The organism is Enemella dayhoffiae, from assembly GCF_002250625.1.
GTDB classification, from domain to species: domain Bacteria; phylum Actinomycetota; class Actinomycetes; order Propionibacteriales; family Propionibacteriaceae; genus Enemella; species Enemella dayhoffiae.
Genome location: NZ_NMVQ01000046.1, coordinates 118604 through 139562, shown reverse-complemented (window position 1 = coordinate 139562; position 20959 = coordinate 118604). Strand labels below are relative to the sequence as shown.

The window sequence follows — 20959 nt, the reverse complement described above, 5'->3', positions numbered from 1 at the left end:
GCTCACCCTAGCCAAGCCGACAGACAGTGCGGGCAAACAGAAAGGACCTGCCCCGCTCGGGACAGGTCCTCACGTCGGCACTGATTCAGCGGCTGACCTTGCCGGCCTTCAGGCAGGAGGTGCAGACGTTGACCCGCTTCGGGGTCCCGCCGACCACGGCCTTCACGCGCTGGATGTTCGGGTTCCAGCGACGCTTGGTCTTCTTCTTCGACCAGGGCACGTTGTGGCCGAAGCCCGGGCCCTTGGCGCACACGTCACATACGGCAGCCACTGGAGTGTCTCCTCGTCAGAACTTTTGATTGGGGGCCGATCCGGTGAATCGGCAACCGGTAAACCATAGCCGACGGGCGTACGCCCCTCCAAATCAGCACGGGCGTACGCCGCAGCGGCTCAGCGCCGCAGCAGCATCAGCACCGCACTCACCCGGCGGTGCTGACCGGTGTCGCCGTGCAGGCCGAGCTTGGCGAACCAGCACCGGCGGGGCGATCCCCCGGCTCGGCATCCGCAGCTCAGTCAGCGCCTCCTGGCTGAGCAGGGTGTACGCCACAGCGGCCTCGCCGTGCGCCAGCCCGCGGGCCACCCACGGCGGGCTGATCAGGAACAGCAGCCCGATCAGGCCCTGGGTGAGCGCCTGGGCCGGCATCCACATGATGCCGAAGAACTCGAGCCCGGAGCGGTACTCACGGCCGGCAGCACGCTGTCCAGGATCACGGTGGCGTTCGGGGCGAGTTCGGTGCACGCGGCACCGATCGTCCAGGTGCGGGCGATGCTGAAGGTGACGGTGGAGACGATGAAGTGCAGCACGGCCCTCCCGCAGGCTGGCGTCCCGGCGTCGGGCTGGCCCGACACCTCGAACCCTGAGCCTGCCGAAGGGTTGACCCGAGCCTCAGTGGCTTCGACAAGCTCAGCCGGCGTACCCGGGCTTCGACAAGCTCAGGTGGTGACGACGGTGGGGATGATCATCGGCCGGCGGCGGTGGGTCTTGTTCACCCAGCGACCGACCCCGCGGCGCAGCACCTGCTGCAGCTGCTGGGAGTCCTCGACCCCCTCCTGCATCGCCCGGACGAGCGCGTCGGCCAGTTCGCGACGGATGCCGTCGAACACCGAGTCGTCGTCGACGAACCCGCGCGCGTGCAGGTCGGGGCCGGAGACGATCTGGTTGGTGTGAGTGTTCACCACGGCCAGGATCGAGATGAACCCCTCCTCGCCGAGGATGCGCCGGTCGGTCAGCTCGGTCTCGGAGATGTCGCCGACAGTCGACCCGTCGACGAACACATAGCCGGCGTCCACCCGGCCGACCACGGACACCTTGCCGTCGCGCAGGTCGACCACGTCGCCGTCCTCGACGATCACGGTGTGGTCGCGGCGTACGCCCGTGGCCTGCGCCAGCTCGGCATTGGCGATCAGGTGACGCACCTCGCCGTGCACCGGCATCACATTGCGCGGGCGGACGATGTTGTAGCAGTAGAGCAACTCGCCCGCCGAGGCGTGTCCGGACACGTGCACCAGCGCGTTGCCCTTGTGGATCACCCGGGCACCGAGGCGGGAGAGCCCGTTGATCACCCGATAGACCGAATTCTCGTTGCCCGGGATCAGGCTGGAGGCGAGCAGCACGGTGTCGCCGGCGCGCAGCTCGATCACCGGGTGCTCGCGGTTGGCGATCCGGGACAGCGCCGAGAGCGGCTCGCCCTGGGAGCCGGTGGAGATGATCACCACGTCCTCGGGCTTGTACTGGTCGAGGTCCTTCAGCTCGATCAGTGTGTTGCCGGGCACCTTGAGAAAGCCGAGGTCGCGGGCAATGGACATGTTGCGCACCATCGAACGGCCGACATAGACCACCTTGCGGCCGTAGCGCACCGCCTCGTCCATCACCTGCTGCACGCGGTGCACGTGGGAGGCGAAGCAGGCCACGATCAGCCGCTGGCTGGAGGTGGCGAACACCCGCTGCAGCGCGGGCTGGATGTCCTTCTCCGGGGTGGTGAAGCCGGGCACCTCGGCGTTGGTGGAGTCGGTCATGAACAGGTCAACGCCCTCCTCGCCGAGCCTGGCGAAGGCGCGCAGATCGGTGATCCGACCGTCCAGCGGCAGCTGGTCCATCTTGAAGTCGCCGGTGTGCAGCACCTTGCCGGCCGGTGTACGCAGGAACAGCGCCATCGCGTCGGGGATGGAGTGGTTGACCGCGACGAACTCGAGCTCGAACTGCTCCAGCTTGACCAGTGAGTGGTCGCCCACCTCGCGCAGGTCGGTGTTGCGGATCCGGTGCTCGCGCAGCTTTTCCCGCAGCAGCGCCAGGGTGAGCCGGGAGCCGAACACCGGGATGTCGTTGCGCAGCTTGAGCAGATAGGGCACCGCGCCGATGTGGTCCTCGTGGCCGTGGGTGAGCACCAGCCCGACGATGTCATCGAGCCGGTCGCGGATCGCCTCGATGCCGGGCAGGATCAGGTCCACGCCCGGGTGCGCGTCGTCGGGGAAGAGTACGCCGCAGTCGATCAGCAGGATCTTTCCGTTGACCTCCAGGCTGGCCATGTTGCGGCCCACATCACCCAGACCCCCCAGCGGGATCACCCGGAGGGTGTCGGGCTTGAGCTTGGGCGGAGTACGCAATCCGGCAGCAGACATGACTTTCAGGCTACTGCACGTTTTGTTGTCGGCTCGCGCACCCGCGCCATCACCCGCTCTCAACGCACCCCGACCGGCGCGATGCCCCCGACTTGCGCAACGCCCCCGATACACCGGGGGCGAGGCGCAGGCCAGGGTGCGAGGCGAGTGGTGGGCGACTCACACCGAACAGTGCAGGCGTACCTGCTTGATGCGCACGCTCTCGTCGTCGGCGCCGATCTCGCGGTGGGAGCCGTCGGGGGCCCAGCCGGAGTCGGTGAGGAACTTGCGCAGCGCGTCGTCGGTGGAGGTGACCCACCAGTTGGCGATCTCGAACCCGTCGGCACGCAGGGTGTCGATGCAGGCGTTCAGCAGCCGGGAGCCGTGCCCTGCGCCGCGGGCGGCCGGGTCGATCAGGAATTCGCCGATCATCCCGTCGGTGCCGGCGGTGGCGTCGGGGTCGTCGCTGGGCATCGTGGCGGCCATCCCGACGACCCGGTCGGGGCCGGAGCGACCATCGTTGGCGGCGACGGCGACGAGGACGCGATGGGCGGCGAGCGGGGGGCGTTCGATGGAGCGCTGCCACGCCTCGGTCATCGTGGCCAGATCGAGCTGCCCGAGCAGCACCTCGGCGCGGTCCCCCAGCTCGACCGCCCACACCCGCCGCTGCAGGGCAGCGATGTCTGCGGCCTCCCGCGGCAGCGCCAGGCGGACAGAGTCAGGACGGGGTTCGCTCACCCGGCAAGGTTAGGCGCAAGAGCCCGCAATCCAACACGGGGAGCGTCCCCTGGGCTGAGTTGGCGAGCCCGAGGACGAAATTCGGTACGCCGACCGCAGGCGGTCCGCGAACCGCACCCGGATTTCGGCCGAAGGGAGCCAACTCAGAGCGACCGTTCGCGCGCGGAGCGCGCAATTCAATGCAGGCAGCCCACGATTGCCGGCTCGGGGGAGCTGGCAATCGCGAGCTGCTGGGTCAAGGCACATGTCTGATGTCCATCACACGTTCATCAGCAAAGTCTCATACCGGGAGGTAAGTGATCGTTCATCAACCGCCGGTCAGCACCACGTTCCGCCCCGCCAGACCCAGCATCGGGCCCTCTCCGGTGAGCTGGAGGCTTTCGGCGCGGATGCCCATCGGCAGGTTGAGCGGCACCGACGGAACCGCCTGATCAACCATCCGTTGCACGACCGCGGCGGGCAGCTGGTACCCCGCCAGCTCGGCCTGCACCTCACGGACCCGAAGGCTCTGCTCGTTCACGTCCAGCACCGGCCGTCCGCGCAGTGTCACCGGGGCGCGCTGTCCGAGCACCGACAGCGAAACCGTCAGTTCGACCCGGCCGTCGGGCAGCGGCGTCACCGGTACCCCCGCGGCCTCCTGCACCGACGCCCAGCCGACCTCGGCACTGCCCTGGAGAGAGCCCGCGGTGATCCGCCGGTAGTTGTCCGCGGTTGTCACCTCACCGAGTTGCAGGTGCAAAGCCCGCACCGTCAGCGGGCGGTCTCCCCCGGTCCGCACCCCGGCGGCCTCGACGTTGACCCGGTTGAACCGGTTGGCGGCGACCTGGGTGAGGAACGGGAACCCGATGATGTCCACCGTGGGCCGTTCGGCCAGTCCCAGCTGGGTCTGCAGCTGGGCGGCCACCTGTTCGTTGGTTTTCGTACGCGCCACCCGGTCGGCCACGATCACCCCGGCGACCAGCAGCACCACGACGACCAGCAGGATGACCGGCCCGCGCTGACGCCTCCTGCTCAACGGGCCCCTTCGTCCAGCCCGAGGATGCTCTCGATGCCGATGGTCAGCCCGGGCCGGTTGGGCACCGCGCGGACGGCGGCGATGACGCCGGGCATGAAGCTGACCCGATCCAGCGAGTCGTGGCGTACCGTCAGCGTCTCCCCCTCAGTGCCGAACAGCACCTCCTGGTGCGCGATCAGGCCCTTCAGGCGTACCGAGTGCACGCGGATCCCGTCGACGTCGGCACCGCGCGCGCCGGGGACCTCCTGCTCGGTGGCGTCCGGGACCGGCCCCACTCCCGCCTCGGCGCGCGCCGCGGCGATCTGGCGGGCGGTGGCGGTGGCGGTACCCGAGGGCGCATCCGCCTTGCTCGGATGGTGCAGCTCGACCACCTCGACCGAGTCGAAGAACCGCGCGGCCCGCTTGGCCATGTCCATCATCAAAATCGCCCCGATGGAGAAGTTGGCGGCGACGACAACGCCAACACTGGGCTTCTCGGCCAGCCACTCGCGTAACTGCTCGAAGCGCTCCTCGGTGAAACCGGTGGTCCCGACGACGGCGTGGATGCCGTTGTCGATGCTCCAGCGCAGGTTCTCCATCACCGCTTCGGGGTGGGTGAAGTCGACGACGACGTCGGCCGCGCGCGCGTCCTCCTTGGGATCGCCATAGTCGAGACCGGCGAGCAGATCCAGCCCGTCGGCGCGGGTGACCGCACGACAGACCTCGGCGCCCATTCGCCCGTTCGCTCCAAAGACGGCAACTTCCATGTTCTCCACTTTCTCAGCAGGTGTGTCTGGTGCGACAGCGTCGTCGGCGAGTTCCTCCGCAAGGCCCTGTCAGGGCCCCGAAGGCGTACGCCTCCACTCTAGGGCGTACGCCGAATCGGCCGCTGGCGGGCATGAGACCGCGTCCCCTGCGCCTGTCAAGACCCAGATCTGGCCACTCACCGAACATTGACCCAGCCCGAGAACCCGACGCTACGTTCCGCGGACTGAAGGAGGCCCACCATGGGCGATGCGACGATGGGTCGCCGGGTATTGGGGGGTCTGGCGCTGGGGGCCGCGGCAGCTGCCGTGGCGTCCGGGGGAATCACGCGGAGGCGGCGCCGACACCTGCGCCGAGCGAACCCCCGCGACCGGCGGCACCGCGCGCCGACCTGACCGCGGGCTTGCCGCGAGTCACCAGCGACGCGTGGCACCTGGCCCGCCGCGCCACCCTGACCCCGACCATCGACATCGTGCGCGAGATCGAGCAAGCGGGGATCGACAACTGGCTGAACCAGCAACTGAACCCCGGCAACATCGTCGACTCGGTGGCCAACGGCCTGGTCGAGAAGTACTACCCCGGCACGACGAAGGAGAACCCCGCCGACATCGTCAGCTACACCGGGCACAGCCAGACCAATTTCCAGGCGTTCAAGCTGTCCCACCACCTGGTCCGGGCGGTGGTGCTGCGTCAGGTGTTCGGCAGGCGCTACCTGCTGGAGGCGATGACCGAGTTCTTCTCCGACCAGATCTTCGTCTCCGCGCGCGGCCTGGCCGAGTGGTACGTCGCGCACTTCAACCAGGTGGTGCTCCGCCGGCACGCGCTCGGCAGGTTCAGCGACCTGTTGTACGCCGCGTTCAGGCCGGCGGCAACGGCCAGGGCGTGCAGTGGGTCGAGGGCTTCGCGATGGACATCCAGACCATGGTGGGCGACTCGGGTGCCCCGGTGATGGCCGGCAGTCGCGCTGTCGGATTGGTGACCAGCGGCGGTACCAGCGCCGGCGGCACCACCTATGTGACCAACCTGAACTGGGTCGAGGGTCGGGGGCTCCGCCTGCTCACCAACGCCGCCCCGAACTTCCCGGTGGTCGGCGCCATCGCCGCCAAGTGGAATGCGCTGGGCGGGCTGAACGGCTTCCTCGGTCAGCCGCTGGCGCCTGAGGGGTGCGGGCTGAAGGACGGCGGCTGCTGGCAGCCGTTCGCCGGCGGCAAGATCCACTGGTCGCCGAAGACGGGCGCCTTCTTCACCCGCGGGCTGATTCAGCAACGCTGGGAACAGCTGGGCTGGGAGAACGGCGTGCTTGGCTATCCGACGACCGACGAGAACTGCGGGCTGAAGGACGGCGGCTGCTGGCAGGGGTTCCAGGGCGGCAGCGTCTATTGGGCGCCCAACACCGGGGCGCACTTCATCCGCGGCGCCATCCGCGACCGTTACGGCTCGGTCGGCTGGGAGGGCGGCCAGCTCGGCTTCCCGCGTACCGACGAACTGTGCGGGCTACGCGACGGCGGGTGCTGGCAGCAGTTCGAGGGCGGCCGGATCTATTGGTCGCCGGGCACCGGCGCACAACCGGTGTGGGGAGCGATCGGCATCTATTGGGACGCCAACGGGATCGAGAACGGCCGCTTCGGCTATCCGGCAGCCGGCGAGTCCTGCGGTGGTGGCGGTTGCTCGCAGCGGTTCCAGGGCGGCACGATCACCTGGCATCCGGTCAACGGCACCCGCGGCTGACCGGTCAGATCCAGCGTTCGACCAAGCCGCTCAGCCGCGACCGGTTCACCCGGCCGCCGACCACGCCGAGCACCGGCGGCACCGTCAACACCTCGGCGGCGACCGCGGCGACCTGCTCGACGGTGACCTGCTGATAGTGCTCGAGCACCTCGGTGACCGTCCGGGTGTCCCCTGCCAGTTCGGCGGTGCCGAGCCGGTTCATCCGGGCGCCCGGGGTCTCGTACGCCAGCGCCGTCTGCCCGCGCAACTGGCCCTGGGCGCGGGCGAGCTCCTCCTCGGTGATGCCGTTCTCGACGACCTCGGTGAGCGCTCCGCGGACCACCGCGGTGATGTCGGCGACCCGGTCCGGCAGGCTGCCCCACTCGATGGTGAAGCCGCCGGCGTCGGCGTACGCCCCCTCCCCCGCGTCGATCGCGTACGCCAGCCCGCGCCGCTCGCGGACCTCGACGAACAACCGGGAACTCATCCCGCCGCCGAGCACGGTCGCCAGCAGGTTGAGCGGATAGCGCCGCTCGTCGATCGCGCTGCCCACCCCGTCGGTGAACACCCCGGGGCTGGGGAAACCGAGCACGGCCTGGGTGTGCTCCAGCGGGCGGCTGCGGACCAGCACCGACCCGGGCTGATACTTCACCCGGCTCGGGCGGGACCGAGCGGTGTCGCGGCTGCCGGCGAGCTGCTCGTCGAAGGGCAGCAACTGCTGCACCAGGCGATCGTGGTCGACCATCCCGGCCGCGGCCACCACGATCCGCGGGCCGCGATAGTGCCGACGCCAGAACCCGTGGATCTGGTCGCGGCTGAGCGCTCCGATCGACTGCTCGGAGCCGATCACGCTGCGTTCCAGGGACGACCCGGCGAACAGGCGTGCGGAGACGAGTTCAGAAGCTGCCTCGGCGGGGTCGTCGTGGTGCATCGCGATCTCGTCGATGATCACGGCACGTTCGGCGTCCACGTCGGCCTCCCGCAGCAGCGAGCGGGAGAGCATGTCGGTCAGCACCTCGACGGCGACGTCGGCGTGGTCGGCCAGCACCTTGGCGTGGAAGCAGGTGAGCTCCTTGCCGGTGTAGGCGTTCAGGTCCCCGCCCAACTCCTCGATGGCCCGGGAGATCTCCTCCGGTCCGCGGCGGCGGGTGCCCTTGAACAGCACGTGCTCGAGGAAGTGTGACACCCCGTGCAGGTGGGGTGACTCGTTGCGCGACCCGGTGCCGACGAAGCAGCCGATGCTGAAGCTGTGCAGCCCCGGCATGTGTTCGGTGACCACACGCAGACCGCCCGGCAGCACCGTGCGGCGGCTTTCGCCGCCGAGGTACTGCCGGGCGGAAACGCTGGTCGGACTGGCCAAACTCAGGCCTCGGTGCCCGCGGACTCGGCACCGGAGGTGTCGCCGGAGTCCTCGGACTCCTCGACCACCGGGATCAGCGACAGCTTGCCGCGGTCGTCGATCTCGGAGATCTCCACCTGCAGCTTCTGCCCCACCGACAGCACGTCCTCGACCGACTCGACGCGCTTGCCACCGGCCAGCGGACGCAGCTTCGAGATGTGCAGCAGGCCGTCCTTGCCGGGCAGCAGCGACACGAACGCGCCGAAGTTGGTCAGCTTCACCACGGTGCCGAGGTAGCGCTCACCCTTCTCGGGCATGGTCGGGTTGGCGATCGCGTTGATCGTCGACCGGGCGGCCTCGGCGGAGGTCCCGTCGACCGCACCGATATAGATGGTGCCGTCGTCGTTGATGGTGATCTCGGCGCCGGTGTCGTCCTGGATCTGGTTGATCATCTTCCCCTTGGGGCCGATCACCTCACCGATCTTGTCGACCGGGATCTTCACGGTGATGATGCGCGGGGCATATTCGCTCATCTCGTCGGGGCGATCGATCGCCTCGTTCATCACCTCGAGGATCGTGTGCCGGGCCTCGCGGGCCTGCAGCAGCGCCTTGGCCAGTTCCTCGGCAGGGATGCCGTCGAGCTTGGTGTCCAGCTGCAGTGCGGTCACGAAGTCCTTGGTGCCGGCGACCTTGAAGTCCATGTCACCGAGGGCGTCCTCGTCACCGAGGATGTCGGTCAGCGCGACATAGTGGGTCTTGCCGTCGATCTGCTCGCTCATCAGACCCATCGCGATGCCGGCGACAGGCGCCTTCAGCGGTACGCCGGCGTTCAGCAGCGCCAGGGTGGAGGCGCAGACCGAACCCATCGAGGTGGAGCCGTTGGAGCCGAGCGCCTCGGACACCTGACGGATGGCGTACGGGAACTCCTCGCGATCGGGCAGCACCGGCAGCAGGGCGCGCTCGGCGAGCGCACCGTGGCCGATCTCGCGCCGCTTCGGCGACCCGACCCGGCCGGTCTCACCGGTCGAATAGGGCGGGAAGTTGTAGTGGTGCATGTAGCGCTTGGAGTCCTCCGGCGCCAGGGTGTCGAGCTTCTGCTCCAGGCCCAGCATGTTCAGCGTGGTGATGCCCAGGATCTGGGTCTCGCCGCGCTGGAACAGGGCGGAGCCGTGCACGCGCGGGATCACGCCGACCTCTGCGGACAGGGTGCGGATGTCGGCGACCCCGCGGCCGTCGATGCGGACCTTGTCGGTCAGGGTGCGGTGCCGGACGACCTTCTTGGTCAGCGCCTTGAGGGCACCGGAGATCTCCTTCTCGCGGCCCTCGAACTGCTCGGCGAGCTTGGCGGTGACCTCCTGGCGGATGCCGTGGGTGGCCTCGTTGCGCTCCTCCTTGCCGGCGATCTGCATGGCCTGCTTGACCCGCTCGCCCGCCTCGGCCTCGACCGCGGCGTACACGTCGTCCTGATAGTCCTTGAACACCGGGAAGTCCGCGGTGTCCTTGGGGAACTGGGCGGCCAGCTCGACCTGGGCGTCGCAGAGCGCCTTGATGAACGGCTTGGCGGCCTCCAGACCCTTGCCGACGACGTCCTCGGTCGGCGCGGTCCGGCCGGACTTGACCAGGTTCCAGGTCTGGTCGGTCGACTCGGCCTCGACCATCATGATCGCGACGTCGCCGTCGGAGAGCACGCGGCCGGCCACGACCATGTCGAAGGTGGCGTCCTCGAGCTGCTCGACGGTCGGGAAGGCGACCCACTGGTCGTCGATCAGCGCGATGCGTACGCCGCCGATCGGGCCGGAGAACGGCAGGCCGGCGAGCTGGGTGGACAGCGAGGCGGCGTTGATCGCGACCACGTCATAGAGCACGTTCGGATTCAGCGCCATCACGGTGACGACGACCTGGACCTCGTTGCGCAGACCCTTGACGAAGGACGGGCGCAGCGGGCGGTCGATCAGCCGGCAGGTCAGGATCGCGCCCTCCGAGGGGCGGCCTTCGCGACGGAAGAAGGAGCCGGGGATGCGGCCGGCGGCATACATCCGCTCCTCGACGTCGACGGTCAGCGGGAAGAAGTCGATGGCGTCGCGCGGGGTCTTCTGCGCGGTGGTGGCGGACAGCAGCATGGTGTCGCCGTCCAGATAGACCGCGGCGGAGCCGGCGGCCTGGCGGGCCAGCAGGCCCGACTCGAAGCGCACGACGTGCTTGCCGTGCTTGCCGTTGTCGATGATGGCCTCGGTGAACTTGAGGTCAGGTCCCTCCACAGGGACTCCTTTCGTGTGCGATCGCAACCACACACGGGCGACCCGTTGGATGGAGGCCGGTCTTCGATCGAGGTCCGCGGGTCGGCGTACGATGGCTGAGCCTGTCGAAGCCTCCCGAAGACCACTACCGAGGACCGAGGACTCCCGGACACGGCCGGGCGAGCGCGATCTGGTTGATCTTGATTCACAATTCTTCGGTTGTACGCCTCAGGCTACCGGACCGGTCCGCCGAGGCTCGAATCGGCCTTCTGCGCGCCGAAACGGGAACTCAGCCGAACCGCCCCAGCCCATAGGCGATCGCCAGCAGGATCAGGGCGACCAGCAGCATCCCGCCCAGCGCGATCAGCATGTAGCGCAGGATCCGGCCGAAGTCGAGGACCTTGAACTCTTTCCCGTCGCCCTCCGGCCCCGGCTCAGGGGTGCGCTCACTCACGCGGGCAGGCTACCGCGCCGCGCCACCTCGGCGGCCATGCCAGCGCGGTCGGCGCCGCCGGCCAGCAGCAGCTGCACCAGCAGGCGTACCTTAAGCGGCGCCAGCCAGCCGGCCGCGATGAGGCCGCGGCCGATCAGGTCGATCTCGGCCCCGGGATAGCCGTAGGTGCGTTCGAACACCGGACCGGCGAGGGTACGCGAGGCGAGCACGACCGGGATGCGCTCGGCCAGCGTGCCCAGCGCGTCGGCGGCGGCCTCGCTGACGTGACCGGCGCCGGTACCGGCGATGACCAGGGCCGCGGCCCCTGCCTCGGCGGCGGCACGGGCCAGGCGTCCGGTGTCGTCGAGGTGGGAGCCGATCAGCGGCACCCACGGCCACTCCTCCGCGGCGTTGGGCGGCCGGACCCGGTCCAGGCCGAGAGGCGGTTGGCGCCGCGGCACGGTCAGCCAGTGCGCCGTCCCCTCGGCCAGCACGGCAACCGGCCCGACGCCGGTGGACTCGAACGCTCCGGTGAGCGAGGTGTGCGCCTTGCGCACCCAGCGGGCCCGGTGCACCTGGTCGTCGAGCACGGTCAGCACCCCGCGGTCGCGGGCCCGGGGGTCGGCGGCCACCGTGAGGGCGGCGAGCACGTTGGCGGGGCCGTCGGCACCTGGCTGCTCCGGACCCCGCATCGCGGCGGTGACCAGGAACGGTTGCGGTCGGTCCCAGAGCAGGTCCCAGAAGTACGCCGTCTCCTCCAGGGTGTCGGTGCCCTGGGAGATGACCGCGCCGACCGCACCGTCGTCCACCTGCTGCTCGGCCCAGCCCAGGGCGTCGAGCAGGTGGGTCGGGGTGAGCGAGGAGGACCCGACGCGCTGCAGCGTGGCTGGGCGTACGCCGACCCCGGCGGCCCTGGCCAGGCTGCCGACCAGGTCGTCGGCGCCCAGCCGCGGGCTGATCCCCGGCCCCGACCCACCGGTCATCGAGATGGTGCCACCCAGCGCGCCGAACGCCACCACGGGTTCGTCGGTCGGCTGGTCACTGCTGCTGGTGTTCACGGGTGACCAGTGTGCCGGGTCTGCCGCTCAACGGGATCACGAACCAAACCTCTGCGAAGGGTCACCGGTGTTCACCATCAGATCAGCAGCCATCGGCGCCGTCGCCGTCACCGCGGTGGCCGCGGTCAGTGCCCCCGTCGTCGCCAGTGCGGTGTCGGCCGCCAGCCTCAACAGCACCCAGCGCGAGAACGCCCGGGTGATCATCGCGGTCGGACGCGAGCTGAACCTGCCGGACCGGGCGATCGGCATCGCGCTGATGACCGCCAGGCAGGAGTCGACCCTCGGCGCGAACACGGCCACCCGAAAGCCGAACAGCGAGGGTGACTCTGGGCTGTTCCAGCAGCGTTCGGTCTATCGCGACGGGGCCTACTACGGCACCGTGGACCAGACCAACGACCCGGCGTGGGCCGCCCGCACCTTCTACAAGGGGGTCACCACCAGGGCCGGGCACCTGCCGGGACTGCTCGACATCAAGGGCTGGGACTCGATGCCGATGTGGCAGGCCGCGGCCAAGGTGCAGCGACCGGCGAAGCGTTACGAGGTCTACTACGACAAGCACAAGTCGATGGCGCTGGAGCTGCTCGGGTTGAAGAGCGAACCCGGGGCGACCCCGGCCAGCATCCGCAGGAGCTGGACGAGCGGATGCTGCGCGGGATGCTGGCGGTGGCCAACAAGGGGTACCGGATCCGGGTCACCGCGATCGCCGGCGCCGACCACAGCGCCACCTCCCGGCACTATCGCGGGACCGCGTTCGACGTCGACCAGATCAACGGCGTCGGGGTGGGCTCGGGTGCGGCGCACCAGGCGGTGCTCAGCGCCTGCCGCGAGGCCGGTGCGACCGAGAACCTCGGCCCGGGCTATCCCGTCCACGACACGCACGTGCACTGCGGTTGGTGATCCCCGGAACGCAACGAACGCCGCCACCTTGCGGTGACGGCGTTCGTTGCGTGTGGGGGTTGATCAGCGGCGCAGACCGAGGCGCTTGATCAGCTCGCGGTAGTGCTCGACGTCCTGCTTGGCGACGTAGTTGAGCAGCCGGCGGCGCTGACCGACCATCAGCATCAGGCCACGACGGGAGTGGTGGTCACCCTTGTGCTCCTTGAGGTGCTCGGTGAGGTGCGCGATCCGCTTGGTGAGCAGCGCGATCTGCACATCCGGAGAGCCGGTGTCGCCGGGGGTCGTGGCGTACTCTTCGATGGTCTTCTTCTTGGTGTCGGCGTCCATGACGCTCTCCTTCCGGTTTCCCGTTGCGCGGCGCCTCCCGGTCGGTGGGTGGGAAGCTCTTGTGGGTCCGCGGCCGTCGTGACGGCAACCGTAGTAGCGTACCAGCGGAGGACGTTGGCCCCCAAAACGGAGGAGGACCCGATGCAGGTGGTGGCGCTCGACATCGGCGGCACGAAGATTGCGATGGCGATCGTCGACGAGCAGGGGACGATCGTGCGGGAGGTACGCCGGCCGACGGTGCCGGGCGGAGATGCCGAGGAGCTGTTCGCGCCGGTGGCCGATGGGCTGCCGGAACTGCTCGCCGGCTGGGACCCGGGAGACGAGGTGCTGGTCGGGATCGGGTCGGCCGGGCCGATCAACGAGCCGAAGGGCACCATCTCGCCGATCAACGTGCCGGGCTGGCGGGACTTTCCGGTGTCGGCCCGGGTGGAGGCAGTGGTCGCCGAGGTGACCGGGCGACGGGTCCGGGTCGGTCTGGCCGGTGACGGTCACTGCATCGCGCTGGGTGAGCACTGGTTGGGTGCCGGACGCGGGGCCGACTCGATGGTCGGGATGATCGTCTCGACCGGGGTGGGCGGTGGCGCCGTGCTGGGCGGACGGTTGTTCTATGGCGACTTCGGCAACGCGGTGCACGTCGGGCACACGTCGGTGAACTTCCTGGGGACGGCCTGCGACTGCGGCTCGCGCGGTTGTGTGGAGATGTACGCCAGGGGCCCGGCGATGGTGGCGTACGCCCGTGAGCTCGGCTGGGAGGGTGAGGACGCCCGCGCCCTGGCCGACGACGCGCGCGCTGGCGACGAGACCGCACGGGCCGCGATCGACCGCGGGATGCGGGCGCTGGCCGCCGGGATCGCGGCACTGTCGGCCGAGCTCGACGTTCGGGTGTTCGTGATCGGTGGCGGGGTGGCCAACGCGGGCGAGGTGGTGTTCGCGCCGCTGCGGAAACACCTGGCCGACTTCTCGGGGACCCTGTTCGTCCCCTCGATCGACCTCCGCCAGGCCGAACTCGACAACGCCGGCCTGGTCGGCGCCGCCGCCGTCGGCCTCGGCCTGGTCGGCCTCGGCCCCCTCCGCCCCCACTGAGGGCGTGGCTCCTTTCCTTGACCAGCGGAACCGGGCAGAGGGGTCGCCTACGTTCCTTGAGTAGCAGGGCATGCGGAGCAATGCCCCTGCGTGTCGAAAGGAGCTCGATCACGGAACGGTCCTCAGGGTGGTGAGTTGCCGGTGGTGGGTCCGCGGTCGCGGTGCAGTCGTTTGCGTCCGGTGTGGGCGGCGTCGAACAGGATGCACGGGTCTTCTTCGTGGTCTCAGTGGGGTCGTTGACGACGTGTTCGGGTGGTGGTTTTCGCCACGTCCCGTGGCAGCTGGTCCAGGCTTGTTGTCCGGCGGGGGTCATCCAGTGCAGCAGCCCGTTCTTGATCTGCTCGACCCGGAATCGGCGTGGGTTTTCGCTCGGCGGGGGTGCGGGTGAACGGCGCGAGGTTGGTCTGGTGGGTGGGTCCTTCGGGCCATTCCCTGGTGTGGTCGTTGGAAAGAATTTTGAGCGGGTCACGCCCCCTGAGGGCGGGTTCCCTCGACACGGTCGAACGTGGAGCGTGGAAACTGGAGGTTGGGCGCTGAGGTGGTGGAGGCGGAAAGGGCGTCGGGGCGTGGTCGGGCGTACCGAGCTGGAGACCAGACCAGCGGCAGCGCAACCCAGACCGCCAGCGAGGTGGGCGGGACGCCCTTTCCGCCGCAACCACCGGACGCAACCACAACCAGCAGCCTTCGACAGGCTCAGCCAACGTGGGGTGGCTTCGACAGGCTCAGCCAACGTGGGGCTTCGACAGGCCAAGCCAACGTGGGACTCAGCCAGTGCGGACGTGGCAGGATGAACAGGTAATCCCCCGCGAAAGGACTCCCCGATGGCCGAGCTCAAGGACCGTCTGCGCGCCGACATGACCGCCAGCATGAAGGCCCGTGATTCTGAGACCACCAAGGTGCTGCGCGCCGCGCTGACGGCGATCCAGACCGAGGAGGTGTCCGGCGAGTCCGCGCATCAGCTGACCGCCGACCAGGAGCAGGCGATCCTGACCAAGCAGGTACGTCAGCGCAAGGACTCCGCGGAGGCGTACACCGCCGCCGGCCGCGAGGAGCTGGCCGAGGTGGAGCGCACCGAGGTTGAGGTGCTGCAGCGCTACCTCCCACAGCCGCTCACCGACGACGAGCTGGCGGCCCTGGTCACCGAGGAGGTCGCCGCCGCCGGACCGGATGTGTCGATGAAGCAGATGGGCCAGGTGATCAAGGCCGTCAACGCCCGCGCCGCCGGTCGGGCCGAGGGCGGCAAGGTGGCGGCGCTGGTGAAGGCGCGGCTACAGACCCGCTGACCGCACCGCCCCGGCACCCTCCAGCCCAGCGCGCTGGGCCAGGGCCCGGTCGGGCACGTTGCTGATCACGGCATCGACCCCGAGACCCATCGCCCAGCGCAGGTGCTCGGGGTCGTCGATCGTCCACGGATGGATCCGCACCCCCGCGGCGTGGCACAGCTCGACCGCCCCGTTCACCCGCAGGAAGTTGTACGCCGGATGGATCGCCACCGCACCGAAGGATCGGGCATACTCCCACGGCATGAGCAGGATCTCGCTGAACAGCAACCCCAGTTGGATTTCCGGGGCCGCCTGCTGAACGGTTTTCAGCGAATGGTGGTTGAACGAGCTGACCAGCACCCGCTCCCCCATCCGCAGGTCGCGGATCAGCCTGACCACCCGCGCCTCTATCCCCGGCTGGAAGTTCAGGTTGGTCTTCAGCTCGAGGTTGATCAGCATCCCGCCGGGCCGCAACTCTTCGAACACCTCGGCCAGGGTCGGAATCCGCACGTCACGAAACCCGTCCAGACCGTTGCTGAAATCCAAGCCACGCAGGGATTCCAGCGTCATCTGCGACACCTCACCGGTACCATCGCTGGTCCGGTCCACGGTCTCGTCATGGATCACCACGACTTCGCCGTCGGCGCTCAGGTGGACATCCAGCTCCACCCCGTCCGCACCCTGTTGCTCGGCCAGCCGGAAGGCCTCGATCGTGTTCTCCGGGGAGTACGCCGACGCCCCCCGGTGGGCCCAGACCTGGCTCATGCCGGCAGCCTAGCGGCTACCGATGACCCATCCCGATAGGTCATCATGGGACGCCTGACCAGCGCACGCCCCGAGGCGACCACGGCCTGCCCCACGCAGTCGCGACCGGCCGGCTACACCTACCAGGAGACCCTGACCGCAACCGCATCTCGGTGGGTAAAGGCATCCTGACCCTGGTGCTCCTGGTCGTCGCGGCCATCGTGAACAGCGCCGCCCTCGCCCTCGCGCACGGCTCGGTCGACTTCTGGCAGAACCTCTCCTACTTCGTCTTCGGCGTCTCGATGACCGTCGTCGCCTGACGAACGGCCGGACTGGAGATGCTGATCCTGCTGCACGCCCACCAATGTGACCAACTTCCTCGTCGGTCTGGCGATGTCGGAAGACCTGAACAAGACGATCACCGCGGGTGATCAGAAGGCATCGCCGATGATCCTGCTCCCGGTGGCGGTGAACGTGCTCGTCGCCGTGGTGGGCTGGATCCAGACCCCCAACGGACCGGCCCGCGGCCAGGTCGACCCTCCAGCGACACCGGCACCGGCCCCGGCAGCGGGCTGAGTCGATCTGACATTTGTCACCACCGACCCGTGCAGAGCGCCCGGGAAGTGGTGCCACGGCGCAGGGGTCGGCGCCCGCTTCCGGGTCGAGCATGGAGCCATGAGCGATTCATCCCCCACTCCGCCACTGGTCCTCCCCCACTCCCCCGTCGCTGCCCACGGCGCCGGCCCCACGGCCGCGCCGGCCCACGAGTACCAGCAGCGCCTCGCGATCGAACGCCCCGCGGCCTGGCGCGGCATCCTGGCCCTGCTGCTCCTCCTGGTCACCTTCGGCGTGCAGATGGCAGTCTTCGGAAGCATCGGCATCGGCATCGACCTGCTGACCGGCCGCTATTCCCCGGCGAACGGCTCGCCCACGATGAGCCCCGCTCTGCTGGGTTCCGGCGTGGCCGGCCTGGCCACCCTGATCCCGATCAGCATGGGCATCCAGCGGCTGATGTTCGGCGTACCGGCACGCTCCCTGCACTCGGTCTTCAGCCGCTTCCGCTGGCGTCTGCTGGGCCGGGCCGCCCTGGTCGTGGTGCCGGTCTGGACCGTCTACATGGTCGCTTTCAGCTCTCTGATTCCGCAACCGACGAAGCCGATGCCGATGATCGACGTGATCGCGTACGCCGCCATCGGCCTGCTGATCATCCCCTTCCAGGCCGCCGGTGAGGAGTACGCCTTCCGTGGGCTCGCGCTGCGGGTCGCGGCCAGCTGGGGTGGCGGCCCCCGCGCCGGGCTGGTGCTCGGTGTGCTCGTGTCGAGCCTGCTGTTCATGGTTGCCCACGCGTCCACCGACGTCTGGCTGAATCTCTACTACTTCACCTTCGGTGCCTGTCTGGCCCTGATCGCTTGGCGTACCGGCGGATTGGAGCTGCCGGTGCTGGTGCACGCGGTGAACAACGTGCTCGCCACCTTGGTCGGCCTGATCCTCCAGTCCGATTTGGACAAGGGGTTCGACCGTTCCGCCGGAGCGGGCAGCGTACACATGATGATCCCGGCCGCCATGCTGGTCGTCACCGCCGCCGTCGTCTGGTGGCGTACTGGGCCGTGCCCGGTTACCGGCCCGGCCGAGCCGACCCGCTGACACAATGGGCACGATGCCCAGATGGTCTGCCACCGGCGCACGTAGATTCGAGCTCTACGTGCGCTGGAGCCTGTACCTGATGCTCGGCTGGAACCTGGTGCAGGTGCTGCTGATCGACCCCAAGAAATGGGCGACACCGGTCACCGTCCTGGTGGTGGGTCTGCTGATCGTGTCGCTGGTGCTGAACGTCAAGGTGACGAACTGGGCGCTGGCCCGGATGCTGAACGACCAGCAGGCACGGCCGCGGTGGTTGCTCCCCCTCTGGGCCGTCGCGCTGGTGGCCACCACGACCGTGGTCACGATCTGGTATCACGGACTGCTGCTGGCCGTGGTCCCGCTGATCCTGGCCATGGCCAGCATCAGCCCGATCCTGTCGGCGCGGATGGTCGCACTGTTCACGGTGGTCACCAGTGGGCTGCTCGGCGTGCTCGCCCTGTTCTACGACGGCGTCCAGGTGATCGGCGCGATCTTCCTGGTCTGGTTCCTGGTCTGGGGTTTCTGGCTCACCGCGTGGATGCTGCGGGTGATGGGCGAGGTGCACCAGGCGCAGGCGGCGCAGGCCCAGCTGGCCCTGGCCGAGGAGCGGCTGCGGATCTCCCGGGACCTGCACGACGTGTTCGGGCGTACCCTTGCCACCATTTCGGTGAAGAGCGAACTGGCGGCAGAACTGGCCCGTCGCGGCCGCAGCGGCGAGGCGGCGGCCGAGATGTCCCAGATCCGAGAGATCGCCAACGGCGCCGGCAGCGAGGTGCGCAAGGTGGTCCGCGGCGAGCGGGTCAGCTCGTTCAGCGAAGAGCTGGAGGGAGCCAGGGCGTTGCTCGACTCGGCGGGGATCGACTGCACCGTCGCGGGTGGGCGGACCGAGCCTCCGGCGTACGCCGACACCCTGGCCTGGGTGGTGCGGGAGGCGGCCACGAACATCCTGCGGCACTCGCGAGCGAGCCGGGTCACGATCGCCCTGGCCGTCGGCTCCGGAGCGGACACGGAGACCACCTTGACGCTCACCAACGACGGCGCCGGCGGCCGTCCGGCCACGGAGTCCACCGGCACCGGCCTGCCGTCGATGGCCGACCGGCTCGAGGCCGTCGGCGGCCGACTCACCGTGCAGCCGGAGGGCGATTGGTTCACCGTGACCGCCGCCGTGCCCAGCGCACCGCGACCTGCGAAGGAGATCCGATGATCCGCGTGCTGATCGCCGACGACGAGAACCTGATCCGCGACGCCCTGGAGGGCCTGCTCGCGCTCGAGGACGACCTCGAGGTGGTGGCCCGGGCGGCGTCGGGACCGGAGGCGTTGGCCGCAGCCCGCAAGCACTCCCCCGACGTGGCCCTGCTCGACCTGCAGATGCCCGAACCCGACGGCATCGAGGTGGCCCGACTGCTGGCCACTGAGCTGCCGCAGTGCCGGTGCATCATCCTCACCTCGCACGGGCGACCCGGCTATCTGAAGTCGGCGCTATCGGTGGGGGTGAAGGGTTTCCTGCCGAAGACGGTGTCGGCCGGTGAGCTGGCCAAGGTGGTCCGGACGGTGGCCGGTGGGGGCCGTCACGTCGACCCGCAACTGGCCGCCGAAGCGATCGGCGCCGGCGACTCACCGCTGTCCCCCAGGGAGGCCGACGTGCTGACGTACGCCCGCGACGGCGCCCCCGTCGACGAGATCGCCCAGCGGGCGTCGCTTTCCTCCGGCACGGTGCGGAACTACCTCAGCGCGGCCGCCGCCAAGCTGGGCGCGGCCAACCGCCACGAGGCCGCCCGCATCGCCGCGGACCGCGGTTGGATCTGAGCGGACGCGCGGCCGGGCTCCCTCGCTGATCGAGCGGCGCCCACTAGGGTGCCGATGTGACCCGAATCAGGGAGAACGTCGGCCGTTGGGTGGCGTTGGTCGGTGCCGCCCTGGTGGCGTGCGCGGCCGGTTGGTATGCCAGCCTCTATCCGGTCCGCGAACCGGAGGATCCGCGGTGGTGGTCCAGGGCCGAGGATCTCTACGTCTATTGGAATGCCGCCGGAAAGGTGCTGCACGGCGGTGACGTCTATGTGACCGATCCGGGGGTCTTCGCCTACATCTATCCACCCTTCGCGGCGATCGCCGCGTTGCTGCTGCGCCCCATCCCCTGGCCGGTGACCGCCATCGTCTGGGCGGCACTGAACGGGCTGATGTGTCTGGGCGTGCTGCACCGACTCGGTTTTCGTCGGGCGTGGCAGCTCGGTTTTGGTGCCGCCGCGACGGTGGTGCTGCTCCTGCCGTTCCAGACCGGCATCCAGTTCGGGCAGTTGGGCGTCCTGCTGCTCTGGTTGGTCGTGCTGGACCTGATCGATCCACCGGGGCGGCGCTGGCTGCCCCAGGGGGTGCTGATCGGCCTGGCCACGGCGATCAAACTGACCCCGGCCGCCTTCATCGTCTATCTGCTGCTCACCCGCCGATTCCGGGCTGCCGCCTGGGCATGCGGCGTCTTCGCCGCGACCGTACTGGCGGGTTTCGCGGTGATGCCGACCGCCGCAACCGGCTACTGGCAACGGTTGATGGCCGGTGACTCGGGGGCCAACCCGGTGGTGTACGGGCTGATCTGGAACATCTCGGTGATGTCCACCGTGCAACGGTTCCAGGGGGTCGAGCAGGGGCGTACGCTCGGGCTGATCCTGAGCGCCGCACTGCTGCTGCTGTGCCTGATCGCCGCCTGGCTCGCGCATCGGGCGGGCAAGGAGCTGCTCGCCCTGACCGCCGTCGGGGTGGGGTCAACCCTCGCCAACCCGGTCGCGTGGACCCACCACCTGACCTGGGTGTTGCCCGGAATCGTCTGCCTGGCTCAGATCTCTGCGGGATGGCTGCGCTGGGTCGGGCTCGTCTGCATGGGGATCCTGACCCTCGAGCCGCAGCTGCGGCTACCCGGCTCGCCCGGGGTGACGACCGAATATGGCCCGGGTCAGCTGTGGCTGTCGACCATGCCGGGGTTCACCGCCCTGCTGTTCGTCGTCGCGGTCGGCGTGTGGGCGCTGGCCGCGAGACCGCGGGGCCGGCGTGCGGCGCGTGCGCGCAGCGGCCATTCCCGGTCGGGGCAGGCGATCGCGCCGTCTCGGGCGCTGCGGGACGCACACGATCCGAGCTGACCTGCGGCCGAGGCCGTCCTCTGCTCGAC

Annotated in this window: 24 protein-coding genes; 11 read left to right on the top strand and 13 right to left on the bottom strand. The window is 69.4% G+C overall.

Going from position 1 to position 20959, the window contains the following annotated elements:
* Window positions 1-85: 85 nt before the first annotated feature.
* From rpmB to dapB, 6 genes are all read right to left on the bottom strand, one after another.
* Complete coding sequence (gene rpmB, locus CGZ93_RS17250; RefSeq protein ID WP_094365381.1) at window positions 86-271, bottom strand: 50S ribosomal protein L28; 186 nt, start codon at window positions 269-271, stop codon at window positions 86-88.
* A 93-nt stretch (window positions 272-364) separates the two neighbouring features.
* Window positions 365-739 (bottom strand): hypothetical protein, encoded by a 375-nt coding sequence (locus CGZ93_RS17245; protein ID WP_094365380.1) that lies wholly within the window; start codon window positions 737-739, stop codon window positions 365-367.
* A gap of 194 nt (window positions 740-933) precedes the next feature.
* Window positions 934-2619: a ribonuclease J gene (locus tag CGZ93_RS17240; protein ID WP_094365379.1), complete on the bottom strand. Its 1686-nt coding sequence runs from the start codon at window positions 2617-2619 to the stop codon at window positions 934-936.
* Window positions 2620-2778: 159 nt separating this feature from the next.
* Complete coding sequence (locus tag CGZ93_RS17235; protein ID WP_094365378.1) at window positions 2779-3336, bottom strand: GNAT family N-acetyltransferase; 558 nt, start codon at window positions 3334-3336, stop codon at window positions 2779-2781.
* Window positions 3337-3643: 307 nt separating this feature from the next.
* Window positions 3644-4351, bottom strand: a complete 708-nt coding sequence (locus tag CGZ93_RS17230) for an LmeA family phospholipid-binding protein (RefSeq protein ID WP_094365377.1) — start codon at window positions 4349-4351, stop codon at window positions 3644-3646.
* Window positions 4348-5097 (bottom strand): 4-hydroxy-tetrahydrodipicolinate reductase, encoded by a 750-nt coding sequence (gene dapB / locus CGZ93_RS17225; protein WP_094365376.1) that lies wholly within the window; start codon window positions 5095-5097, stop codon window positions 4348-4350. The genes CGZ93_RS17230 and dapB overlap by 4 nt, the downstream gene beginning before the upstream one ends.
* Before the next feature lie 401 nt (window positions 5098-5498).
* Between dapB and CGZ93_RS17220 the strand changes: the two genes are divergently transcribed.
* The gene (locus tag CGZ93_RS17220) at window positions 5499-6044 is read left to right on the top strand and encodes a DUF1800 family protein (RefSeq protein ID WP_176451823.1); all 546 of its coding nucleotides are present in this window, start codon (window positions 5499-5501) and stop codon (window positions 6042-6044) included.
* Window positions 6002-6823 (top strand): LGFP repeat-containing protein, encoded by an 822-nt coding sequence (locus tag CGZ93_RS17215; protein ID WP_094365374.1) that lies wholly within the window; start codon window positions 6002-6004, stop codon window positions 6821-6823. Before CGZ93_RS17220 ends, CGZ93_RS17215 begins: the two co-directional genes overlap by 43 nt.
* Before the next feature lie 4 nt (window positions 6824-6827).
* Here CGZ93_RS17215 and CGZ93_RS17210 read toward each other — a convergent pair whose 3' ends face one another.
* The 5 genes from CGZ93_RS17210 to CGZ93_RS17195 all read right to left on the bottom strand — a co-directional run bounded on the left by CGZ93_RS17210 (window position 6828) and on the right by CGZ93_RS17195 (window position 12169).
* On the bottom strand, window positions 6828-8162 hold the full coding sequence (locus CGZ93_RS17210; RefSeq protein WP_094365373.1) for a M16 family metallopeptidase: 1335 nt from the start codon (window positions 8160-8162) through the stop codon (window positions 6828-6830).
* Window positions 8163-8164: 2 nt separating this feature from the next.
* A complete protein-coding gene (locus CGZ93_RS17205) occupies window positions 8165-10399 on the bottom strand; it encodes a polyribonucleotide nucleotidyltransferase (protein WP_094365372.1) in 2235 nt (744 codons plus the stop codon).
* A 268-nt stretch (window positions 10400-10667) separates the two neighbouring features.
* Entirely contained in the window at window positions 10668-10832 is a 165-nt protein-coding gene (locus CGZ93_RS19105; RefSeq protein WP_176451822.1) for a hypothetical protein, read from the bottom strand.
* Window positions 10829-11869: an asparaginase gene (locus tag CGZ93_RS17200; protein ID WP_229117555.1), complete on the bottom strand. Its 1041-nt coding sequence runs from the start codon at window positions 11867-11869 to the stop codon at window positions 10829-10831. The genes CGZ93_RS19105 and CGZ93_RS17200 overlap by 4 nt, the downstream gene beginning before the upstream one ends.
* Window positions 11870-11905: 36 nt before the next feature.
* Window positions 11906-12169, bottom strand: coding sequence for a hypothetical protein (locus CGZ93_RS17195; RefSeq protein WP_094365371.1), 264 nt, complete (start codon window positions 12167-12169; stop codon window positions 11906-11908).
* A gap of 342 nt (window positions 12170-12511) precedes the next feature.
* Between CGZ93_RS17195 and CGZ93_RS17190 the strand changes: the two genes are divergently transcribed.
* Window positions 12512-12766, top strand: coding sequence for a hypothetical protein (locus tag CGZ93_RS17190; protein ID WP_094365370.1), 255 nt, complete (start codon window positions 12512-12514; stop codon window positions 12764-12766).
* Window positions 12767-12829: 63 nt separating this feature from the next.
* On the opposite strand, the gene rpsO is transcribed toward CGZ93_RS17190, so the two are convergent.
* Window positions 12830-13093 (bottom strand): 30S ribosomal protein S15, encoded by a 264-nt coding sequence (rpsO, locus tag CGZ93_RS17185; protein WP_094365369.1) that lies wholly within the window; start codon window positions 13091-13093, stop codon window positions 12830-12832.
* A gap of 141 nt (window positions 13094-13234) precedes the next feature.
* Here rpsO and CGZ93_RS17180 point away from each other — a divergent pair, with 141 nt between their 5' ends.
* Together CGZ93_RS17180 and CGZ93_RS17175 are read left to right on the top strand one after the other, a co-directional pair.
* On the top strand, window positions 13235-14176 hold the full coding sequence (locus CGZ93_RS17180; RefSeq protein WP_094365368.1) for an ROK family protein: 942 nt from the start codon (window positions 13235-13237) through the stop codon (window positions 14174-14176).
* Window positions 14177-14997: 821 nt separating this feature from the next.
* On the top strand, window positions 14998-15459 hold the full coding sequence (locus CGZ93_RS17175; RefSeq protein WP_094365367.1) for a GatB/YqeY domain-containing protein: 462 nt from the start codon (window positions 14998-15000) through the stop codon (window positions 15457-15459).
* On the opposite strand, the gene CGZ93_RS17170 is transcribed toward CGZ93_RS17175, so the two are convergent.
* Entirely contained in the window at window positions 15445-16203 is a 759-nt protein-coding gene (locus CGZ93_RS17170) for a glycerophosphodiester phosphodiesterase (protein WP_094365366.1), read from the bottom strand. The genes CGZ93_RS17175 and CGZ93_RS17170 overlap by 15 nt on opposite strands.
* Window positions 16204-16379: 176 nt before the next feature.
* Here CGZ93_RS17170 and CGZ93_RS19795 point away from each other — a divergent pair, with 176 nt between their 5' ends.
* From CGZ93_RS19795 to CGZ93_RS17145, 6 genes are all read left to right on the top strand, one after another.
* Window positions 16380-16502, top strand: coding sequence for a hypothetical protein (locus tag CGZ93_RS19795; RefSeq protein WP_267489753.1), 123 nt, complete (start codon window positions 16380-16382; stop codon window positions 16500-16502).
* A gap of 46 nt (window positions 16503-16548) precedes the next feature.
* Window positions 16549-16758, top strand: coding sequence for a hypothetical protein (locus tag CGZ93_RS17165; protein WP_094365365.1), 210 nt, complete (start codon window positions 16549-16551; stop codon window positions 16756-16758).
* Between the two features lie 99 nt (window positions 16759-16857).
* On the top strand, window positions 16858-17826 hold the full coding sequence (locus tag CGZ93_RS17160) for a CPBP family intramembrane glutamic endopeptidase (RefSeq protein ID WP_094365364.1): 969 nt from the start codon (window positions 16858-16860) through the stop codon (window positions 17824-17826).
* Between the two features lie 13 nt (window positions 17827-17839).
* Window positions 17840-19006, top strand: a complete 1167-nt coding sequence (locus CGZ93_RS17155; protein WP_176451821.1) for a sensor histidine kinase — start codon at window positions 17840-17842, stop codon at window positions 19004-19006.
* A complete protein-coding gene (locus tag CGZ93_RS17150) occupies window positions 19003-19608 on the top strand; it encodes a response regulator transcription factor (protein WP_094365362.1) in 606 nt (201 codons plus the stop codon). Before CGZ93_RS17155 ends, CGZ93_RS17150 begins: the two co-directional genes overlap by 4 nt.
* Window positions 19609-19664: 56 nt before the next feature.
* The gene (locus tag CGZ93_RS17145; RefSeq protein ID WP_094365361.1) at window positions 19665-20930 is read left to right on the top strand and encodes a glycosyltransferase 87 family protein; all 1266 of its coding nucleotides are present in this window, start codon (window positions 19665-19667) and stop codon (window positions 20928-20930) included.
* The last annotated feature ends 29 nt before the right edge of the window (window positions 20931-20959 follow it).